This window comes from Polyangium sp. 15x6, from assembly GCF_029960785.1.
Taxonomy (GTDB): domain Bacteria; phylum Myxococcota_A; class Polyangia; order Polyangiales; family Polyangiaceae; genus Polyangium.
Genome location: NZ_JASBQE010000042.1, coordinates 1 through 19,508, shown reverse-complemented (window position 1 = coordinate 19,508; position 19,508 = coordinate 1). Strand labels below are relative to the sequence as shown.

At 71.3% G+C, this 19,508-nt stretch carries 13 protein-coding genes; 8 read left to right on the top strand and 5 right to left on the bottom strand.

Annotation, left to right across the window (positions count from 1 at the left end):
- Nucleotides 1-7: 7 nt before the first annotated feature.
- Complete coding sequence (locus QHF83_RS27780; RefSeq protein WP_282420975.1) at nt 8-3,175, bottom strand: GAF domain-containing protein; 3,168 nt, start codon at nt 3,173-3,175, stop codon at nt 8-10.
- 246 nt (nt 3,176-3,421) lie between these two features.
- Here QHF83_RS27780 and QHF83_RS27775 point away from each other — a divergent pair, with 246 nt between their 5' ends.
- The 5 genes from QHF83_RS27775 to QHF83_RS27755 all read left to right on the top strand — a co-directional run bounded on the left by QHF83_RS27775 (nt 3,422) and on the right by QHF83_RS27755 (nt 12,527).
- The gene (locus tag QHF83_RS27775) at nt 3,422-4,822 is read left to right on the top strand and encodes a hypothetical protein (RefSeq protein WP_282420974.1); all 1,401 of its coding nucleotides are present in this window, start codon (nt 3,422-3,424) and stop codon (nt 4,820-4,822) included.
- 19 nt (nt 4,823-4,841) lie between these two features.
- Nucleotides 4,842-9,200 carry a sigma 54-interacting transcriptional regulator gene (locus QHF83_RS27770; protein ID WP_282420973.1) on the top strand — a complete coding sequence of 1,453 codons (4,359 nt, stop codon included), beginning with the start codon at nt 4,842-4,844 and terminating at the stop codon, nt 9,198-9,200.
- A 27-nt stretch (nt 9,201-9,227) separates the two neighbouring features.
- On the top strand, nt 9,228-10,313 hold the full coding sequence (locus tag QHF83_RS27765; RefSeq protein ID WP_282420972.1) for a hypothetical protein: 1,086 nt from the start codon (nt 9,228-9,230) through the stop codon (nt 10,311-10,313).
- Between the two features lie 166 nt (nt 10,314-10,479).
- A complete protein-coding gene (locus tag QHF83_RS27760) occupies nt 10,480-11,883 on the top strand; it encodes a selenium-binding family protein (RefSeq protein ID WP_282420971.1) in 1,404 nt (467 codons plus the stop codon).
- Entirely contained in the window at nt 11,880-12,527 is a 648-nt protein-coding gene (locus QHF83_RS27755; protein WP_282420970.1) for a hypothetical protein, read from the top strand. The genes QHF83_RS27760 and QHF83_RS27755 overlap by 4 nt, the downstream gene beginning before the upstream one ends.
- A 38-nt stretch (nt 12,528-12,565) precedes the next feature.
- Here the strand turns inward: QHF83_RS27755 and QHF83_RS27750 are convergent, their stop codons facing one another.
- Nucleotides 12,566-14,095 (bottom strand): hypothetical protein, encoded by a 1,530-nt coding sequence (locus QHF83_RS27750; RefSeq protein ID WP_282420969.1) that lies wholly within the window; start codon nt 14,093-14,095, stop codon nt 12,566-12,568.
- Between the two features lie 77 nt (nt 14,096-14,172).
- Here QHF83_RS27750 and QHF83_RS27745 point away from each other — a divergent pair, with 77 nt between their 5' ends.
- The 3 genes from QHF83_RS27745 to QHF83_RS27735 are packed head-to-tail and all read left to right on the top strand — an operon-like array spanning nt 14,173 to nt 17,590.
- Complete coding sequence (locus QHF83_RS27745; RefSeq protein WP_282420968.1) at nt 14,173-15,006, top strand: SDR family NAD(P)-dependent oxidoreductase; 834 nt, start codon at nt 14,173-14,175, stop codon at nt 15,004-15,006.
- Entirely contained in the window at nt 15,006-15,653 is a 648-nt protein-coding gene (locus QHF83_RS27740; protein WP_282420967.1) for a TetR/AcrR family transcriptional regulator, read from the top strand. Before QHF83_RS27745 ends, QHF83_RS27740 begins: the two co-directional genes overlap by 1 nt.
- Nucleotides 15,654-15,712: 59 nt before the next feature.
- On the top strand, nt 15,713-17,590 hold the full coding sequence (locus QHF83_RS27735) for a DUF2169 domain-containing protein (RefSeq protein ID WP_282420966.1): 1,878 nt from the start codon (nt 15,713-15,715) through the stop codon (nt 17,588-17,590).
- On the opposite strand, the gene QHF83_RS27730 is transcribed toward QHF83_RS27735, so the two are convergent.
- The 3 genes from QHF83_RS27730 to QHF83_RS27720 all read right to left on the bottom strand — a co-directional run.
- Nucleotides 17,591-18,256 (bottom strand): SRPBCC family protein, encoded by a 666-nt coding sequence (locus QHF83_RS27730; RefSeq protein WP_282420965.1) that lies wholly within the window; start codon nt 18,254-18,256, stop codon nt 17,591-17,593. It lies immediately after the preceding gene.
- A 170-nt stretch (nt 18,257-18,426) separates the two neighbouring features.
- Nucleotides 18,427-18,924 (bottom strand): polymer-forming cytoskeletal protein, encoded by a 498-nt coding sequence (locus tag QHF83_RS27725; protein WP_282420964.1) that lies wholly within the window; start codon nt 18,922-18,924, stop codon nt 18,427-18,429.
- Nucleotides 18,925-19,244: 320 nt separating this feature from the next.
- Nucleotides 19,245-19,508 (bottom strand): MYXO-CTERM sorting domain-containing protein (locus tag QHF83_RS27720; protein WP_282420963.1); only part of this gene is annotated, 264 nt, incomplete at its 5' end.

Below are 19,508 nucleotides of genomic sequence, written 5' to 3'. Positions count from 1 at the left end.
CGCCGCGTCAGGCGACCCGCTTCATCCTCGCCGCCACCGCGTCCACGATTCGCTGCACCTCCTGGAGGTCCACCGGCTTCGTCAGGTGGTAATCGAATCCCGCCTCGCGCGCTTGCCGCCGGTCTTCCTCCGTCCCCCAGCCCGTCAGCGCCACCAGCACCACCCGACCGAGCTCGTCCTCGGCCCGCAGCCGCTGCGCCACCTCGTAGCCCGTCATTCCCGGCAAACCGATGTCCAGGAACACCACGTCCGGTTCGAATGCGCGCGCCGCGACCAGCGCCGATGGGCCCGTGTGCGCCACTTCGGTCGTGTGTCCCGTCAATTGGAGCAGCTCCGCCAGGCTCTCCGCGCCGTCGACGTTGTCGTCGACCACCAGCACCTTCAGGCTGCTGACCGCGCCTTTGGCCGGCGCGTCCCCGCTCGGGCCCACCGCTTTTGCTTCCTCGGCAGCTCCGAGGGGCAGGCGCACCGTGAAGATCGAACCTCGGGACGGACCATCGCTTGCGGCTTCCACGGTCCCCCCATGGAGCTCCACGAGCCGCCGCACCAGGGTCAAACCGATGCCCAGGCCCCCCTGCGCTCGCTCGATCGAGCGGCCGACCTGCGTGAACATGTCGAACACCTTCGGCAGCATTTCTGCCGGAATGCCCACGCCCGTGTCCTCCACGCGCACGACCACGTGCGCGCCTTCCCGCGCCGCCGCGACGTGGATCCGGCCCCCCGCCGGCGTGTATTTCGCCGCGTTGTTGAGCAGGTTCGCCAGGATCTGCGAGAGCCGCGTCGGGTCGGCCGAGAGAAACAGCGGCTCGGTCGGCAGCGACACCGATAACACGTGCCCGGCCGCCTCGATGAGCGGGCGGCTCGTCTCGAGCGCGCTCTCCAGCACCGCCCCGAGCTCCACCCGCTCCTTGCGCAGCTCCACCTTCCCCCGCGTGATGCGCGAGACGTCGAGCAGATCGTCCACCATCCGCACCATGTGTCCGACCTGCCGCTCCATCATCTCGCGAATGCGCCGCGCCTGCGCCTCGTCGCGGGCCATTTGCAGGAGCGTCAGGCCCGTCCGGATCGGGGCGAGCGGGTTCCGGAGCTCGTGCGCGAGCGTCGCCAGAAACTCGTCTTTGCGCCGATCCTGATCGCGCAATTCGTCGTAGAGCCGCGCGTTCTCGATCGCCACGGACGCGATGTGCGCGAGCTGGACCAGGATCGCCTCGTCCTGCTCCGTGAATTCGCCCTCGTACTTGTCGGAGAGCTGGATGAGCCCGAGGTTTTTCCCGCTCCGCCCGATGAACGGCGCCGCCAGCCAGCCTCGCATCGGTGGGTGTTTGTCCCCCTCGTCGCCGAAGTTTTGCCATGCCGGATGGGACACGAGCTCGGCCTGCGTGAGGCGCATCGGACGGTTCGTCTGGCAAACGAGCGCGTAGATGCCCTTGCCCGTGGGCGCCCCCTGGTAATTGCGAAATGCCTCGTACTTCGTCGACAGGGACGGGGCGCTGATCGCCTGGGACCAGTCGTTGCCGAGCGTCAGGCTCGTGACCGACTGGTGCGCGCCGATGATGCGCCGCGCCTCCTCCGTGATCACCCGGAGCACGCTGTCCAGCGACGCGGACGCGTGAATCGTGAGCGCCGCGTCGGCCACCTGTTCGAGCAGCCGGGCCTGCTCGCGCTCGCGTTCGAGCAGCCGCGCGAGCCGCTCTTCGTGGAGCTTGCGGACCGTGGCGTCGACCGTCACCCCGTCGAAGCGCTGGGCCATCCCGTCCGGCCCGTACACCGTCCCGCCGAGCGCGCGGATCCATTTGATGGCCCCGGTCTTCGGATCGACCGTCCGGTAATCGAGGTCGTACGGCACCCTATCGCGGATCGACGCCTCGATCGACTGCCGCGTCCGCTCCCGGTCGTCCGGGTGAAGACGCTCGTAGAACGTGTCGATCGTCACGCGGGCGTCGGGCGGGAGCCAGAAGTGCTCTTTCACCCGCTCGTCCCAGATGAGCTCGTCGAACGGCAGGTCGCAATGCCAGAAGCCGATCCCGGCGAGCTCGACCGCGAATCCGAGCCGTTCGTCTCGCTCGTGCAGGCTGCGGGCCGTCCGGGCGCGCTCGAGGGCCTCCCAGCACCGGCCCACGACGGTCTGCACGAGCGCGACCTCCTCGGACGTCCAGCGCCGCGGCGTCGCCTGGTTGACGGCCATGGCTGCGATGAACTTGCCGGCCTTGTGCAGCGGGACGCAGATGCCGGCCTGGATCCGGGACGCCCGATAGGCCGAAAGGTCGCTCCCGGTCCGCGGGTCCTGGTCCACGTCCTCCGTCACGTACGCCTGGTTCGCCCGCATGAACCGCTCGAATTCGAGCCCGAAGCGGGCCGCCGGCCACCGCCCGACCATGCTCGGGACGCCGCGCGTGTGGTCACCCGTGACGACGAAGACACGTTCGTCCTCGATCTCGGCATAAACGCAGCGGTCGACGTCGAGGTGCTCGGCGAGCAGGTGTGCCGTCGTGGCCATGATCTCGTCGGGCTCGGTGAGCGGCTGCGTGGCGGCGGCGAGCTCCGCGAGGAACCGATGCCGGCCTTCGCTCGCGCGGAGCGCCTCGCTCGCCTTCCTTCGCTCCTCGGCCAGGGCGAGGGCCTTCGTGGCGCTGGCGGCGAAGCGCGACAGGCTCGTGAGGATCCGGGCGTCTTCCCGGTCGAACTTCCGATGCTCGTCGCAGGTGAGGGCCCAGACCGTGCCGATGGGTTTGTCGCAGTCGTGGAAAGGGACGGTCAATGCCTCGACGATCGCCGGATCGAACTCGGTGCCGCCCACGATGTGGCGGGCGGGGTCGCGGACGAGCAACGCGGCGTCGCGGGCGACGACGATGCCGCAGGGGCTCTCGAACCTGTGCATCACCCCGCCGAGGTAGTGCGCGTGCGCCCCTGCAATGGCTCGCCAGCGGAAGATTTCCTGGTCGCCTACTCTCTCGATGACGCTGACGCCGGCCGAGTCGGCCTGGCAGAGCGAAAGGGCGAGCTCGGCGAGCTTCGGGAGAATGGCCTCGGGTTCGCCGGTCAGCGCCTTGGCGAGCTCGACGAGAGCGTGGTTCTCGGCGGCATGATCAGGCGGCCTGGACGGGCGACGGGCGAGCTCCACCTCGCAATCTTGCAGAGCGTCCCCCACGCTCGGGGGGACCGGCTTTACACGCATGGCCCTGGTCCGTGGAAACCTGAATAGGAAGCCAGAGTAACTGACCTGACGGTTCGGGGCAATGGGGGGGAAGGACGAGGTAGGGCGTTACCCGAGGGGGCCGCCCGCACGTCTCCCGGCAACCAGGGCGGGTCGGTTACCATCGGCGCTGGGAACCGGTTCCCACCGGCCGGCGCGCGATGGCCCGGAAAGCCGAGGATTTCAGGGTGGCACGTGCCCTGCTCGGGTGGGGCGCGGAGGCTTGCCATGACCCTTCCGTGCTTCATTTCCCGTCTCGCCCTGCTCCCCCTCGTCCTCGCGTTCGTCCCCGCCTGCGCGGTCGAAATCGTCTCCGGCGGAGGCGCCGAGCCCGGGGATGAAAGCCCGCCCAGCGTGCCCGAACCCTCGAACGAGCCCGCGGCGTATGCGGGCAAGGGGTTCGTCGTGCACGAATGGGGCACCGATACCGTGGTCGTCGGCTCGGACGGCGCGCTTCTGCGCGGATTGCACCACGAGGAGGAGGATCTCCCGAGCTTCGTCTACGACCGCGTCCGCGCCGGCACGTTGCCCGGCTCGACCTCGGTGCACCTGAAAATGGAGACGCCCGTTACGTATTTTTACTCGGACAAACCGATGAAGGCGCGCGTGCAGGTGGCGTTCCCGAGCGGCGTGCTCACGCAATGGTACCCCGCGGTGGCGAGCTTTTACCCGTGGGTGGCAGAGGCGAACGCGGCGCCGGGGCTCGCCTCTGGCGCCGATCCGGTGCTCGACCCGGCGTTTCCCTGGAATGGGCCGACCTGCCAGGAGAAATACGGCGCCGTGGGGCAGGGGCTGCTCGACTGGGGCGAGGTGGAGATCTTGCCGCGCGGCGAGGACGTCCCGCTGCCCGAGGCCTCGCTCGACGCGTTCACGTGGAGCCACGCGCGCGCCGTCGACGCGAATGCGGTGCGCGTGACGGCCGTGCCGACGGCGAGCGGCGCGCCCGAGGCCGAGCGTTTTCTCTTTTATCGAGGCCTCGGCAACCTCACGCCGCCCGCGCGCGTGACCGCGGCCGCCGGCGCGGTCCGCGTCGAGAACACCCTGCCCGACGCGCTCGGGGCGCTCTTCATGGTGAACGTCGGCCCCGCGGGCGGCGCGTTTTCCGTCGTCCCCACGGGCGTTTCGCCCGGCCAAACCGTGGACCTCGAAGCCCCGACGCTCGCCGCGGCCGCGCCGCTCGACGCGTTCGCCGAGGCGCTCGGCGAGGCCGTGACGAGCGCGCTCGACGGCGCGGGGCTCTACCACGACGAATCCCTCGCCATGGTGGCCACCTGGAAGCGGCAATGGTTCCGCACCCCGGGCCTGCGCGTGTTTTACCTCGCGCCCCAGACGTGGACCGACGCGACCTTGCCGCTCTCCGTCGACCCCGCGCCGGACAGCGTGACCCGCGTCATGATGATCCGCGTCGAGGTGATCACGCCCGACCTCGAGGAGGGCGACGTCGCCGCGGCGAAGGGGCTCGCGGATCCGGCGACCGAGGCCACGGCGAAGGCTCATTTCCAGGAGCTCGGCCGGTTCGCCGAGCCGCGCTTGCGCCGCGCCCTCGGCCTGCTCGGCCAGCCTTCCTGGGGCGAGCCGTTCCTCGCAGCGGTGACCTCGGCCGAGACGCGCGCCACGGTGGGCGAATGAGCGGATAGACTCGGACGCCATGGGACGCCGCGATCGAGACGCGCTTCTCGTGCATGCCCGATATGCCGCCGGCGAGCCGCTCGGGCGCGGCGCGCAAGGGATCGTGCTGCGCGTGGTGGATCGGGAGGAGCCGGGCCGCGCGCTCACGGCGAAGGTGTTCCGGCCGGGCGCGTTCGAGCCTTCGACCTTGCTGGGCGAGTTCGCGTTGCTGTCGCGGCTCCGGCTGCCCGGCGTCGTGCGGGCGCACGACCTCGGCCACGACGAGCGGACCGGAGCGCCTTTTCTCGTGGAGGACTTTGTCCCTGGGCTCGACGCGGTGGCGTGGTTGCGCGGTGCGACGGACGACGCGGATCGCAATCGACGGCTCTCGGACCTCTGCGCGGGGGTCGCGGCCTCGCTCGCGGCGCTGCACGACGCGGGTTTCTTGCACGGTGATCTCAAGCCGGCGCACGTGCGCATGCGGCCCGAGGCGCGCGGGGTGCGGCCCGTCCTGCTCGACCTCGGCGCGGCGGTGTTTTTCCGGGCGCGTGCGCCGGGACGAACGATCGCGGCCTCGCCCGGGTATGCGGCGCCGGAGGTGCTGGTGGGCGCGGCGCCGACGATTCGTTCGGATCTGTATGGCCTCGGCGCGCTCGCCTGGGCCGCGGCGACGGGCGCGCCTCCGCCGCCGGGAAATACGAAAAAGAGGCTCTCGGCGTCGTGCCCGTGGCTCCGGCCGACGCTCGCCGAGATCCTCGAGGCGCTCGTGGAGGCGCACCCGCTCGATCGGCCCGAGGATACACGTCGGGTTCTGTCGTTCCTCGGGGCCTCGGCGATACGGGCGGGCGAGCGGCTCGGGGCGCCGCCAATGCCTGTCGGGCGGGAGGCGGAAATCGCCGCGCTTTCTGCTCCGTCCGCGTCGCCCGTTCGTTATGTCGTGGGGCCGAGCGGCGCGGGAAAAAGCCACCTCGCACGGGAGCTCTCGACGCGTACGTTATGCGCGGGTCGGGCCGCGCGGCTCGTCTCGCTCCCTGCGGAGACGGGCTCGATCGTGCCGCGCCTGATCGGTTTTTTCCGCGGAATGGAACCGACGCCGCCGCTCGGGCCCGCGGCGGAGGGCGGGACGGCGCTGCTCTTGATCGACGGACTCGAAGCGGGGCCGCCGGAGCTCGCCGCGGCCCTCGACGTGTATCGTTGCCGCGGAGCGCGGGCGCCGGGGCTCGACGTGGTGGTGACGGCGCGCGCCGCGCCTCCGGGCGCGGACGTGCTGCGGATCGAGCCGCTCGCAGGGGAGGCGTTCGTCGCGCTTTGTCATTCCCTCGGTTTGTCCGATGCGGCGGCGATCGAACGCGCGCGGGCGGCCTCGGAGGGTTTGCCCGGGTGGCTCCTCGCGTCGCTCGGGCGGGTGCCGCTCGAACGGGATACGGCGCTCGGGCGGGCCTCCGGTTTGCCTGTGAGGGCGCGGGGCGTGCTCGCGGCGATCGCGCTGTCGGGCGGGGCCATGCCCGAGGGGGTTTGTCATGCGATCACGCGGCGCCTCGGGGGCGAAGGGGCGTCGCTCCTCGCGGAGCTCCTGTCCGCGTCCTTGATCGGGCGTCGGGCGTCCGGAGACGTGCGGTACGTGCTCTCCTCGCCCGAGCTCGGGCCCGATCTCGCGGCGGCGCTCGCCACGCCGGAGCTCGTGGACCTCGTGGCCGAGGTTTGGCTAGGCGAACCCGATGCCGACGCCGCGGCGCTGCTCTCCGTGGCGAAAGCGGCGCCCCTGCCCGCGCGGCGGCAGGAGCTCCTCGCGCGGGCGGCGCGGGCGGCGCGGGAGAGCGGGCTCCTTTCGCTCGAAATCGACGCGCTCCTGCTCCTTTTGCAGGACCCGGCAGAGCGCACGCGGGGCTCGCTTTGCCGCCTCGAGCGGCTGGTCCGCGACGCGGGTTTGCCCGGAGCGCACCCCGAGGTGCTCCGCTGGCTCGACGAGGCGGCGTTGCAAGATGCGAGCTTGCGCCCTCTTTCGTTGCGACGGCGCGCCGAGCAAAAGGCCCGCGCCGGCGAGGCGCCGGAGGCGCGCGCGCTCGCCGAGGAGGCGCTCACGGCGGCGCGGCGCATGCACGATCGGCAGGCCGAGGCGTTTGCCCACGGCACGCTCGGCCTCGTGGCCCTGTTCTCCGCCGATTCCGCGGATGCGGCCGAACACCTCGCCCGCGCGCAGGCGCTCCTCGGCGAGCGGGGCTCGGACGATCCCGAGGAGCTCGCGCGGATCCACCACAACGCGGGCGTCGTGGCGCTGTATCGGAATCGGCCGGATCAGGCGATCGAGACGTTCTCGCGGGCGCTCGGCGAGAAGCGGCGCCTCGGGGATCGCGCGGGGATGCGCTCGTGCCTGATGAACCTCGGCATGGCGCTCGGGCGCGCGGGGCGTCATGCCGAGGCGGAGGCGGCGCTCACCGAGGCGACTCTGCTCTCGCGATCCCTCGGCCAGGAGGCGGGGCTCGGCTGGTGCCTCTTCACGCGGGCGGAGCTCGAGGTTCGTCGGGGCCATTTCGCGGCGGCGGCGCCGTTCGTCGCGGAGGCGTGGGCGCTCGGGGCATCGCTGCCCGCGGTGGTGCGGGCCGATCTCTCGATCCTGCGCGCGCGGATCCGGGCGCGGGCGGGCGACGGCGCGGGCGCGCTCGCGGCGCTCGGTGAGCTCTCGGCCGAGGCGCGGGCGCGGGACGCGCTCGTCGATGTGCGGGCGCGGCTCGCGGAGGTGGAAGCGCGGCTCGCGACATTGCCGGCGGAGCCGCGGCGCGCGGGGCGAATCGCGATCGGGGCGCTCCGGCGCGCGCGGCAGGCGCGGCTCGCGGAGGGTGAGGCCGAAGCGCGGGAGGCCCTTTCGCGCGCGCTCGCGGCGCGGCGGCCGGTTCGATATGCTCCGAGCATGGCGGCGGAGGAGGCGGGGGAGGAATCGCTCTGGGAGTTTCTCGCCGGCGCGGCGCGCGCGACTCCCGAGGAGCTCGGCCTCGACCTCGCGCGGCGCATCGTGACGCGCGCGGGCGCGGAGCGAGCGTTCGTGGCGCTCGCCTGCGGGGCGTCGCGGATCGGCGCGGTCTACGGCGCGGATCTGGACGGGCTCGCCCTCGCGGAGGCCGGGCAGCGGCTCGACGCGGGCCTCGTGCGGGAGGCGCTCGGCAGCGCGGAGCCATTGTATCAGCGGGACATACCCACGGCGGGCGGTCGAGGCGCGCGGCTCGTCGTCGTGGGACCGGAGGGACCGCAGGGCAGCCCGATCGTCGTGGTCGAACATCGCTTCCAGCCCGGCGCATTCGATCGCGTGACGGCCGCGGAGGCACGTCGATGGGGCATTCTCGCGGCGCTCGTCTTTCGGCTCTCGGTCGCTACCGAGCCGGAGGAAGAGACGCACGCCCCGCGCCCGGCGGCCCGGAAAGATCCGGGATTGGCAGGGCAATCGGTGGTGGATCCGCCGGGGGCGACGACGTTGATTCCGGTCTCCGGCCCTCGCCGCAGCTTCCCGGGGATCGTGGGCGATTCCCCGGCGCTCACGCGCGCGCTCGGGCGGCTCGAAGCGGCGTTGCCGAGTGATTTGCCGGTCCTCGTCGTCGGCGAGACCGGCGTGGGGAAGGAGCTCTTCGCGCGGGCGCTGCACGACCTCGGGCCGCGGGCGCGGGGCCCGTTCGTCGCGATGAACTGCGGCGGGATCCCGGACACGCTCTTCGAGGCGGAGCTCTTCGGGCACGCGCGTGGCGCCTTCACGGGCGCGGAGCGCGCCCGGACGGGGCTCCTTGCGCAGGCGAACGGCGGGACGCTCTTGCTCGACGAGATCGGCGAGCTCTCGCTCCTCCGCCAGGCCTCGCTCTTGCGGGCGCTCGAAGCGCGGCGGTTCCGGCCGATCGGCAGCGACGAGGAGCGCGCCTTCGACGTGCGGATCGTGGCCGCGACGAACCGCGACCTCGAAAAGGCGGTGGCCGACGGGACGTTCCGGCAGGACCTCTTTTATCGATTGAACGCGATCACGATCCGCGTCCCGCCGTTGCGCGAGCGTGCCGAGGACGTGCCGCTCCTCTGCCGCGCCTTCCTCCCGGGTGCCACATTCGCCGAGGACGCGCTCGCCGCGCTGTCGGCGCATTCCTGGCCCGGCAACGTGCGCGAGCTGCGCAACGTGATGGAGCGGCTCGGCATGCTCGGCACGTCGCGGATCGAGCGGGCGCACCTGCCGCGGGCGATCCGGGGGCGGGGCGCGGCGATCCCCGAGGTGGACGAGCGCGCGCCGATCCGGCGGGCGCTCGCGGAGACGGGCGGCAACATCAGCCAGGCGGCATCGCTCTTGGGTTTGTCGAGGCAGGGGCTCAAGAAACGAATGGTGCGGCTCGGGATGCGCGAGGCGGCCGCTTCGCGGAAAAAAATCAGTTAGGTGGTGGGCGTGATGAGTAGGAATGCAATGCGGACATGGGTGGGGCTCTTCGGGGCGGTCTTTCTCGCGGGTTGCGGCGCGGAGGCGGAGGGTTCGTCCGATGAAACGGCGCCGCTCGGCTGCGCGGCGACGGCGGCGGAGGGGATCGAGGTCGCGGCGACGGACGGCTCGGGGGAAGACGGGTACGCGCTGGGATATGCGCCGCACGCCGTGGCGGGTTGCCTGCTCGTGTACGTGCATCCGGATGGATCGCTGCGGGCGCGGGATCTCGCGCGGGGCGGCGAGGAGAGGCTCGCGGAGGCGGTGGAGGCGCCGCGGCGGCCCACGGCGTTCGGCGGGGTCGTGGCCTGGGAAGCCCTGGAGGCGGGGCAGCGCGTGGTGCGGGTGCGCGCGGAAGGCGCGACGGTGACGGTGACGGGCGCGTTTGATCACGCGGGAGAGCCTCGCGCCGCGGCGGACGCGGTGGTGTTCACGGGATGGCTTTCACCGGACGAGGCGGGGGACACCGATGTTTTCCTTTACGAGCCGGGGAAAGCCTCGGTCGTGGCGGTGGCGAGCGGGCCCGGACAGCAGCGATTTCCCGATGTCTCGAATACGCACGTCGCGTTTGCCGATTTCGCGGAGGACGCCGACGGCCGGTTCGACGAGAATGCGACCGACGCTTCGGACGTGGTGGTGATGGAGCGCGGGACGGGGCGAACGACGCGCCGCGCGCGGCCGGGAAAACAAGCCTTTCCGCTCCTCGGCGCCGACGGGCGCGTGGTGTACCTCGAATGGGGGCCGATGCATCCGGAGCCGAAGTTCAGCGCGTACACGCTGATCGCGGGGGACGTGGGCGAGGCGGGGGATGCGGACGTGGCGGTCGTGGACATCGAGACGGCGAGGCCGTACGTGCGGCCGACGGCGCGAGGGAAGTGGATCGAATGGGTGCAATGGCGGAGCGGATCACCCGCCACGTTGTTCCGGCAGCCGGCGGATCTGGGCGCGGAAGCGACAGTGGTGACGGGCATGGAATTCGGTGAGCTTCATGCGCCGGTCGCGGGGGAGGGGATGACCCTGGTGGCGACGCGCGCGGCGAACGGCGGCATGGTGATCCGCGCGGCGGAGCGGTGAGTTTCAGCGTTTTTTGGGGGTGTGCGATACAGACGCCTGCGCGTTTGTAAAACCATTTTCCCGCATCTTCCGGCTGAGGCGCCCTGAGAAGCAGCCTTTCGCGCATCATTTGTCTTTCAAGAAAGCACGACATGGCCTTATCCTCTCGCCGTCTCCCGGAGAAGCCATGCCCTTCCGACCCGATCCCACGTTTTATCCGTCGCCGCGTATGGCCATGGACGCGCCGCGCGAGCGGCTCGCCTACGTCGCCGCCCCGGACGCGAACGCCGTGCTCGGACGCCCGAACCCGCTCCGCGACGGCCTCGCCACGGTCGACCTCGACCCGCGGTCGCCCACGTACAGCCAGATCATCGCCCTCGCCGAGGTGCCGAACTTCGGCGACGAGCTGCATCATTCCGGCTGGAACGCGTGCAGCGCCGCGCTCTGCCCGTACGCGCCGCACCCCCACGTCGAGCGTCGCTACCTGATGCTGCCGGCCCTGCGTTCGTCGCGCATCTACGTCTTCGACACGAAGCTCGATCCGCGCAGGCCCAAGCTCGTCCGCACGATCGAGGCCGAGGAGATCGCCTCGCGCGCCGGCTACTCGCGCCCGCACACGCTGCACTGCGGGCCGGACGGGATCTACGTCTCGGCGCTCGGCAACCCCGCGGGCGAGGGCCCCGGCGGCATCTTCGTCCTCGACTGCGAGAGCTTCGACGTGCTCGGCCGCTGGGAGATCGACCGCGGGCCGCAGTACCTGCACTACGATTTCTGGTGGCACCTCGGCCACGACACCTTGATTTCGAGCGAGTGGGGCACGCCGAAGATGATCGAGGACGGCGTGGTGCCGGAGCTGCTCCTCGGCAAGAAGTACGGCCATCGGCTGCACGTCTGGGATCTCAGGCGCCGCAAGCACGTCCAGGCGCTCGACATCGGCGACGAGCACCAGATGGCCCTCGAATTGCGCCCGGCCCACGATCCCACGAAGGCCTGGGGTTTCATGGGCGTGGTCATCAGCGTCGCGGACCTCTCGGCCTCGGTCTGGCTCTGGTACCGCGAAGGCGAGCGCTGGGCGATCAAGAAGGTGATCACGATCCCGGCCGAACCCGCCTCGGCGGACCTCCTGCCGCCGCTGCTCAAGGGCTTCGGCGCCGTTCCGCCGCTCGTGACGGACATCAACCTGTCGCTCGACGACAAGTACCTCTACGTGTCCTGCTGGGGCACGGGCGAGCTCCGGCAGTACGACGTCTCGAACCCGCACGAGCCGAAGCACGTGGGCTCGGTGCACATCGGCGGCATCGCGCGGCGCACGCCGCACCCGCGCTCGGGCGGTCCGCTCACGGGCGCGCCGCAGATGGTCGAGGTGAGCCGCGACGGCAAGCGCATCTATTTCACGAGCGGCCTCTACACGACCTGGGACGAGCAGTTCTATCCGGACGGGCTCAAGGGCTGGATGGTCAAGGTCGACGTCAAGGAAGGCGGCGGGATCTCGCTGGATCCTGACTTCTTCGTGGACTTCGGGCCGCGTCGGGCCCACCAGGTCCGGCTCGAAGGCGGCGACGCTTCCTCGGATTCGTTCTGCTACCCGTGACCAGCATCTGGCCCTGGATCACGCTCGCGGCCCTCGGCGCCTACCACGGCTTGAGCCCCGGCATGGGCTGGCTCTTCGCGGTGGCGCTCGGGCTGCAAGAGAAGAGCGGAAAAGCGGTGCTGCGCGCGCTCGTCCCCATCGCGATCGGCCACGCCGCGAGCGTGGGGCTCGCGGTGGGGCTGCTCGCGGCGGGCAAGGCGAGCATTCCGACGGGCATCTTGCCGTGGATCACCGGCGGGGTGCTCGTGGCGTTCGGCATCTTCAAGCTCGTGCGCCCGCGGCACCCGCGCTGGGTGGGCATGCGCGTGAGCGCGCGTGACCTCGTGGTGTGGTCGTTCCTGATGGCCACGGCGCACGGCGCGGGGCTCATGCTCCTGCCCGTCTTCGTGCTCGGCGAGGACAACCCGGCGCCTTGCCACGGCCCGTCGTGCCACGACGCCGCGGGGATCTCGCTGTCGAGCCCCGGCGGATACCTGGCCGCGATCTCGCTGCATACCCTGGCGATGCTGGCGGTCTCGGCGATCGTGGCCCTGATCGTCTACTACAAGGTCGGGCTCGCGATGCTCCGGCGCGCGTGGTTCGACCTCGATCGCGTCTGGGCGGGGGCCTTGATCCTCGCGGGCGTGATCGGGCTCCTGCTCTGAACGGCGTCGTCCTGCGCGCCCTGGCGGCGGCCTGATCTTCAGCCTTTGTTCGCGGCCTTCTTCTCCCCCTCGGCATTCTTCTTCGTCGCCGGCTTCGCGGCCTTCGCCGCAGGCGCTTTCTTCGCGCCCTTGCCGATGCCCAAGGCGCGCTCGATCGGCGGGCGGCGCGCGGCGGGGATGCCCTTCTTCCCGCCGGCGTACAGGTCGATGGCGCTCTTGCCCGCTGCGTTCTTCTGCTCCGGGGAGCAGCCGCGATCGACGAGGAGCTTCAGCGTGCGCGCCGTCATCGGGCTGCTGAAGAAGGGCCGATTCTCAGCCGGCGTGAGCGCTGCATGCAGCAAGGTGTCGCCGTCCGCGTTCACCGGCGCGGTCGCGTCGGCCTTCGTGTGCTCGAGCATGAAGGCCAATGCAAAGGGCAGGTGGGCCGTGGCTGCCAGGGAGAGCATGCGCGGGCTCGCGCCGCCGCGCTCGACGAGGAAACGCACGACCTCGCGGGCGTACGTCTGCGCCGACGCTGATCCCATGAAGCTCAACTTCTCGAAATAAATCTCGTCCTCGAGACCGTCTTCGTCGACGTGCTCTTCCCAGCCGGGGGCGAGCGCGAACCCCGATTGCCGCATGGCGATGAGGAAGCGGTCGACGGGGAGGCGGCCCTGGGCGTCGGGAGCGTCGACGCGCTCGCCGGCTTCGACGAGCAGCGCGCAGGCCGCGAGGATCCCGGGCAGCATCTCCTCGACTCCCTTGGCTTGCTCGGCCGCGCCCTCGCCCACCTCGGGCGTGACGATTTGATCGAGCAGCGTCCCGAGCAGGTCGGCGTCGGGCTTGCGGGTCGCCAGGAGCGGACGCAGGCAGGCGACGAGCCGGTCCCCGCCGTGATGCAGGCGCTTGACCACGACATGAGCCGCCGTCCCGTCCCAGCTCTCGACGGTCGGATCGACGCCCGCGCGCAGCAGGTCTTCGATCACGAGCGGGAAGTGCGCCGCCGCCGCGTGCAGGAAGGTGCCGCCATCGCCGACGTTGCCGGGGATGCCTTTGCCGAAGCGGAACGAGGCTGAGGCGCGCGCGACGAGGTCCCGGGCGAGATCGACCGCCGCGGCCTCGTCCTCGGGCTCCCAGTGCACGAAGAAGCTGTTCGCGTTCCCTTGGGCCAAGGGAACACGGAGCTCGAAGAGCCTGTCGATGAGCGCGCGCAGATCCTTTCGGCTCTGCGGGTCGATGTCCCGGCTCGGCGCCGCGAAGCGGAGGGCTTCGTACAAGGGCCCGCCGTGGTAGCTGCTCTCTTCCCGGTCGAGGTGGATACCCGCGTCCGCGACGATCCGCGCCTCGGCGAAGCGATCCGCGACGACGAGGTCGATGAGCAGCGAGTGGCTGGGGCTCTTTTTCTCGAATGCGGCCGCGATCTTGTGGACGTTCTGCGCGGTGATCGTAGTTATGCGGGGGCCGTAGCTCGCGCGGCCCAACCACGCCACCCGGAATCGGCAAGCCTCGAACCTGCAATTTTCGCATGCCGCACGAATGAACCCATCTTCGAGGATCCCGCACGGGAGATACGCGTCGACCTCTCGCACCACGACCACCCTCCGGGCGAAGGCAGACTGGAACAATGTTCTAGAATGTTGTTCCAGTTCCGGGGTACGCTCGGCGCATGAAGACCGTCGTCGTCACAGGGGGAAACCGTGGCATCGGGCAAGCCGTGGCGCGGGGGCTCCTCGCGCGTGGGTGCCGCGTGGTGCTGCATGCGCGGGACCGGGAGCGCGGGGAACGAGCGCGCGACGAGCTCGGCGGCGCGGGGACCGGCGAGGTCTCGCTCGCCTGTGGCGACCTCTCCACGAAACGGGGCATTCGACAAACGGCGGAGACGATCCTCGCGTCCTGCCCGCGTATCGACGTGTTGATCCATAACGCGGGGCTCTGGCCGGACGAGCGGATCCTCAACGAGGATGGGCTCGAGATGGCCTTCGTGGTGAACCACCTCGCGCCCTTCATGCTCAATCACCTCCTCGAGGCGCGCCTCGTCGAGAGCCGGAGCCGCGTCGTGCAGGTGAGCGCGGGCCTTTACGTGAAGGGTCGTCCCGACCTCGGAAAAACGCCCACCGGCGAAGACTTTCATCCGCTCGGCACCTATCCCACGACGAAGCTCTGCAACCTGCTGCTCGTCCCGCGGTTCGCGGCGCGGTGGAAAGAGCGCGGGCCGACGATCCTCGCGTTGCATCCGGGCGTCATTCGCACGGGGCTCGGGGATCGGAAGGGGCTGCTCGGCGGACTCTTGCGCGTGGTGAAGCGGCTCTGGAAATCCCCCGAGGAGGGCGCGCGATCCGTCGTGAAGCTCGCGCTCGATCCGGCGCTCGAAGGCGTGACGGGCAAGTATTACCACCTCGACGTGGAGACGGAGCTTCTCCCCGTCGCGCGAAACGAGGCGCTCGCAGCAAAGCTCTGGTCGCAGGCGGAAAAACTCTCCGGGCTCGGCGAGGCGGGCTGATGGCGCCGAAGCAGAAGCGCGGCGAGGATACGACGAAGCGCTTGCTGGATGCGGCGCTCGACGTATTCGCGAAAGGCGGGCACGAGGCCTTCACCGTGCACGCCGTCGTCGCCGCGAGCGGGGTGAGCCTCGGCAGTCTATATCACCATTTCGGCAATGCCGACGGCCTCGCCGCCGCCCTGTATGCGCGCTGCATGGGCGCGCTGCTCGACGACCTCGTGGCCTCGCTCGAAGGCGTACGCGGCGCCCGCGCCGGCGTCGCGGCCCTCGTCCGGGCGTATCTGCGACACACCGCCGCGCAGCCCGCGTCCGCGCGGTTCGTGCACGCCTCGGCGTATGCGAGCTTCCTGCCTGCCCACGCGGCCACCATCGCCGCCTCCAAGCAGGGCCGCATCGCCGCCATCTCCGCGTGGCTCCGGCCCCACGTGAAGGCCGGGCGCATCGTGGCCCTGCCCGAGCCCTTGATCGAGATGCTCGTCATCGGCCCGGTCGCGGAGACGGCCCGGCGCTGGCTCGCCGGCGCCCCCGAGATCGACCTCGACGAGGCGGCCCGGGAGCTGCCCGAGCGCGTCTGGCAAGCTCTCCGCCGCCCGCCCCGACGGCGCCCCCCGGGCCTTCGGCACAGGGCCCGGCGGAAGGAACGTTGACGGGGACCCACGAAGAAGCGCTCGCCGATTCCGCGCGCTCTTCGTACACTGCGCGCCGCGTGGAGGTCCTTTCTCTCTGCCCCTTTCGCGCCGGCGCCTTGATCTGGCAGGCTGCGCCGGGCGCTTATTCGCTCACGGTGATCGTCAAGGCGACGTTCGCCATCGTGCCCGGCGGCGAGGCCACCGTCGCGGAGACACAGGTGCCCGTGACGACGCTCGCCGAGGGCGGCGCCGAGGATCTCTCGCCGCTCAAACCTCGCGTGGACGTCCTCGTCCTCGGCGCGACCGACCCCGAGGCGCGTATCGCCGTCGAAGGCGCCATCCTCCCGGCCGGCGGCCCGATGTCGTCGCAAGCGCCTTCGCGCAGGCTCCTCCTCGGCGACGAGGCGTATGCCTGGGCGCAGGGGGTGCTCGCCGGCGAGGCGCTCGCCGCCGGCCCGCCGCCCGAGGGCTTCGAGTTCGCCTTCTTCCAGTGCGCGCCGCGCGAGCAGCGGATCGACCTCCTCCGCATCGCCGCTTCGATCGGCATGGACCGCATCCTGCCGATGCCCGGCCGGATCGAGACACGCCTGCCGCAGCGCCGCCCCCACGCCTTCCGCGTCGATCCGAAGGGCGGGCGCGTGACGGAGATCGCGCTCCGCTGCGACACGCTCTGCATCGACGCCGAGCAGAAGACGATGGTCCTCACGTTCCGCGGGCTCGCCGATCTGAAGAGCGGCGCCGAGGCCGACGTGGGGAAGATCGTGGTCGCCGCGCATCCGGAGGGCAAGCGCATCCGGCCCGAGCGGATCGATCGATTCCTGCGCCTCGGCGAGTCGCTGGAGGAGGACGTCGAGGCGGGCTTGAACCTCCTGGAGATGCGGCACGACGCGGTGCTCATCGCCCCGAAGAGCGGCGACACGATGGTGCTCCCGGAGCAGGCGGAGGCCCCGCCGATCAGGTTCGTGGATCCCGCGCCGACCGATCCCTCGCAGCGTCAGCGCACGCGCACGTTGCCGATGCCCACGGATCGGAGCGAGGTCGGTCTGCCGAGCCCGACGGCTCCCCTGCCCTTCCGGCCTCCTCCCCCGGATCCGATCGCTGCGCCGCCGCTCCCGCCGCCGCCCGTGTCGTCATTGCCGTCGCCATCGCCGAAGCTCATCGCGGAGCCGCTCACCGAGGACACGACGCTCGACATGCCGAAGGCCGCGGCGCCGCCTTCTTCGAAGGGGCGTGAGATCGGGCGCCGGGTCGAGCCGCGCCCGGACGCGCCTGCGCCGCCGCCTTCGACTGGCAAGCCTGCGACGCCGGCGAGCAAGCTGCCGATCAAGCCGCCCGCGCCGCTCGCGCCGCGCCTCGCCAAACCCGCGGGCCCGAGTGCGGGACCCCCGCGACCCGCGCCGCCGCGTCCGGGACCGGTGCAGGGAGGAAAGGTCGCCACGCCCCCGCGCGTGTCCGCACCCGCGGCGCCCGCACCCGCGCCCGCAGCCGCTTCCGCCGATCCTCCGCCGTCGAGCTCCCCCGCTCCCTTCGATCCCGCCGCGATCCCCATCGAGCGCTGCGCCGCGATCGCCGCCGAGCTGCGCCATCGTCCCGACGGTCGCGACGCGCTCCTCGCGCTGAACGCTCTCTCCAGCGCGTCGTGGGTCACCGTGGAGCAGCACTGGGCCGACGCGATGGCCGAGGAAGCCACGCAGGGAGAACGTCGGTTGCTCCTTGCCTACGACGCCGCCTACCACGCCACGCAGGAGCGGCTCGGCTTGCCTGTCGGGCTCGCCGAGCATGCGCGGCTCCAGGTCGCCGCCGAGCGCGGGACGACGGCGGAGGTCCTCGCCGAGCTCGGGCTCGAGCCTTCGGATCAGGCGCGCCTCGGACGCGTGTGGGCGCAGCGGCTGGTCGACGACCCCCGCCTCATGTCGAAGCTCGCCGCGGCGCTCGGCGCGGCGCGCGCCTCGTGATCAGATGCCCTCGGCGGAGACGCTCTGCTTCTCGGCGCGCGCGACCGAGGCCGCCGCGTGGTTCTTTTCGGCCTGATCACGCACCCCCGTGACGGCCTTGTCCGCGGCCGTGCAGAGCTCCGGCGTCACCACCGACGAGGGCACGGGCATCTTCGGGTCGACGAGGATCTCGAGTTTCACGATCGTCCGCTCCCCGTCCACCGCGCGCAGCCTCCACGTGGCGCGGAAATCGTCCACGTTGCCGCGCTCCATCTTCGCGGTGATGCGCTCCTCGTTCCCGTCTTTGACAGGCTGTCCGATCTTCGTGACGACCCAGACCGTCGCGGCGCCGTGCAGGATCGGCACCTCCAGGTACACCTCGCTCACGCCCTTCGTGCGCGAGAGCAGCTTGCTCTGCTTGAAGGGCTTGATGACCTTCTCGTAGTGCCGGTAATCCGTGACGATCCGCCGCACCTCGTCGATCGGCGCGTGCACCAGGATCGCCGCGCCGCCCGTGTCGATCGAGCTCGCCGGATCCGTCGTCTTTTGCGTGTATCGCTGCGCCTTGCCGCGGGCCTCGAGCCGCGCGGCTTCTTCGTCGCCCGCGCGCGCGAGGTTCGGCGCGGCGCCGAGGGTGGTCAGGGTCGTGAGCAACGCGAAGGCGAGATGGCGCAGGCGAAGCATCATGGGTGTCTCCGGAAAACGACAACGTGGATTCGTCATCGTCGTCGTCCTCCCGAAGTGCACGAGGCATGCCGGCCACGCCGGAAGATCGGAACGACCCACGAAGACCGCAGGATTTCAGAGGATCGCGACGATCTCCGGCGCGAGGATCCTGCGGGGGCGTGACAGTTCGTTCACTCCCGCCCTGCCGGCGGCGCCGGGGAGGCGGGGGTCGGCGGCGCTGGCGTCGAGGGGGGCGGCGCCGCTTCCTTGCTCGTGCGCGTATCGGCCTCGTCGAGGGGGGCCATCTTGCAAGTACCGTCGAACTGGACGCCGCGATCGATGAAGATGGCCGGCGCGTGGAGCGCGCCCGTGACCTTGGACGGGGCGTAGAGCTCGATGGCGGTGCGGGCGCGGATGCTCGCGTTGACTTCGCCCCCCGTGACGATGCAGGCGCCGACGAGGATGTCGCCGGAGACGCGGGCGCCGTCGCCGATGACGAGCACGTCGTCGCCGCGGATATCGCCCTGGAAGTCGCCGTCGAGGCGGACGCGGCCCTCGAAGTAGAGCTTGCCCTCGAAGCGGGTGCCCCGCCCGAGCAGGGCGTTGATCTCCGTGGGCCGATGCCCGGCCTGTGCGGCCGAGGCCTCCACGCGCGGCGGCAGATCGTCCTGTCCGGAGAGCGGCTCCATGCCCACGAGCCTTACTCCAGCCCCGCCCCCGAGAGCAACCGTCCCGAGCGTGGACGTGCGCGAGTACGTGGCGCGTGCGCTGCTCGTCAGGGCATCGAGGCAGGGCCTTACGGTCGAGCGTGCTAGAGCGCCGAACCGTTCGGCGCTCTGCGAGATCGCGAAGCGAGCTCGCCTCGGGGGTGAATCGGCCGGGCTCCGCCTGGCCGAGAGGGGACGCGAGGTGTCTGGCGTCGAGACGGCGGAGGGATACGCAGAAGGCCCTGAGCGCCACGAGTGACCAGGGCCTTCCAAGGGATGAGGAGGGGTTTCAGGCTGTGTCGTCAGGCCGCCCGAGAGCTCCGTCGTCTGCGCAAGCTCGCGAGCGCAAGGCTGATGAGCACGGCCCATGGCGCGGCAGGTAAGGAATCATCTGCGGATGAGGTTGTCCGGCAGGCGCAGCCGCCGTCCTCTCCGGGCGTGCCTGCTCCCGTGCCGCTGGTTTCCGCGTCGCCGCCTGCGCCGCCGGAGCCGCCCGCGTCGCCGCCTGCGCCGCCGTCGCCGCCCGCGCCGCCGCCGTCGCCGCCGATGCCGCCCGCGCCGCCGAT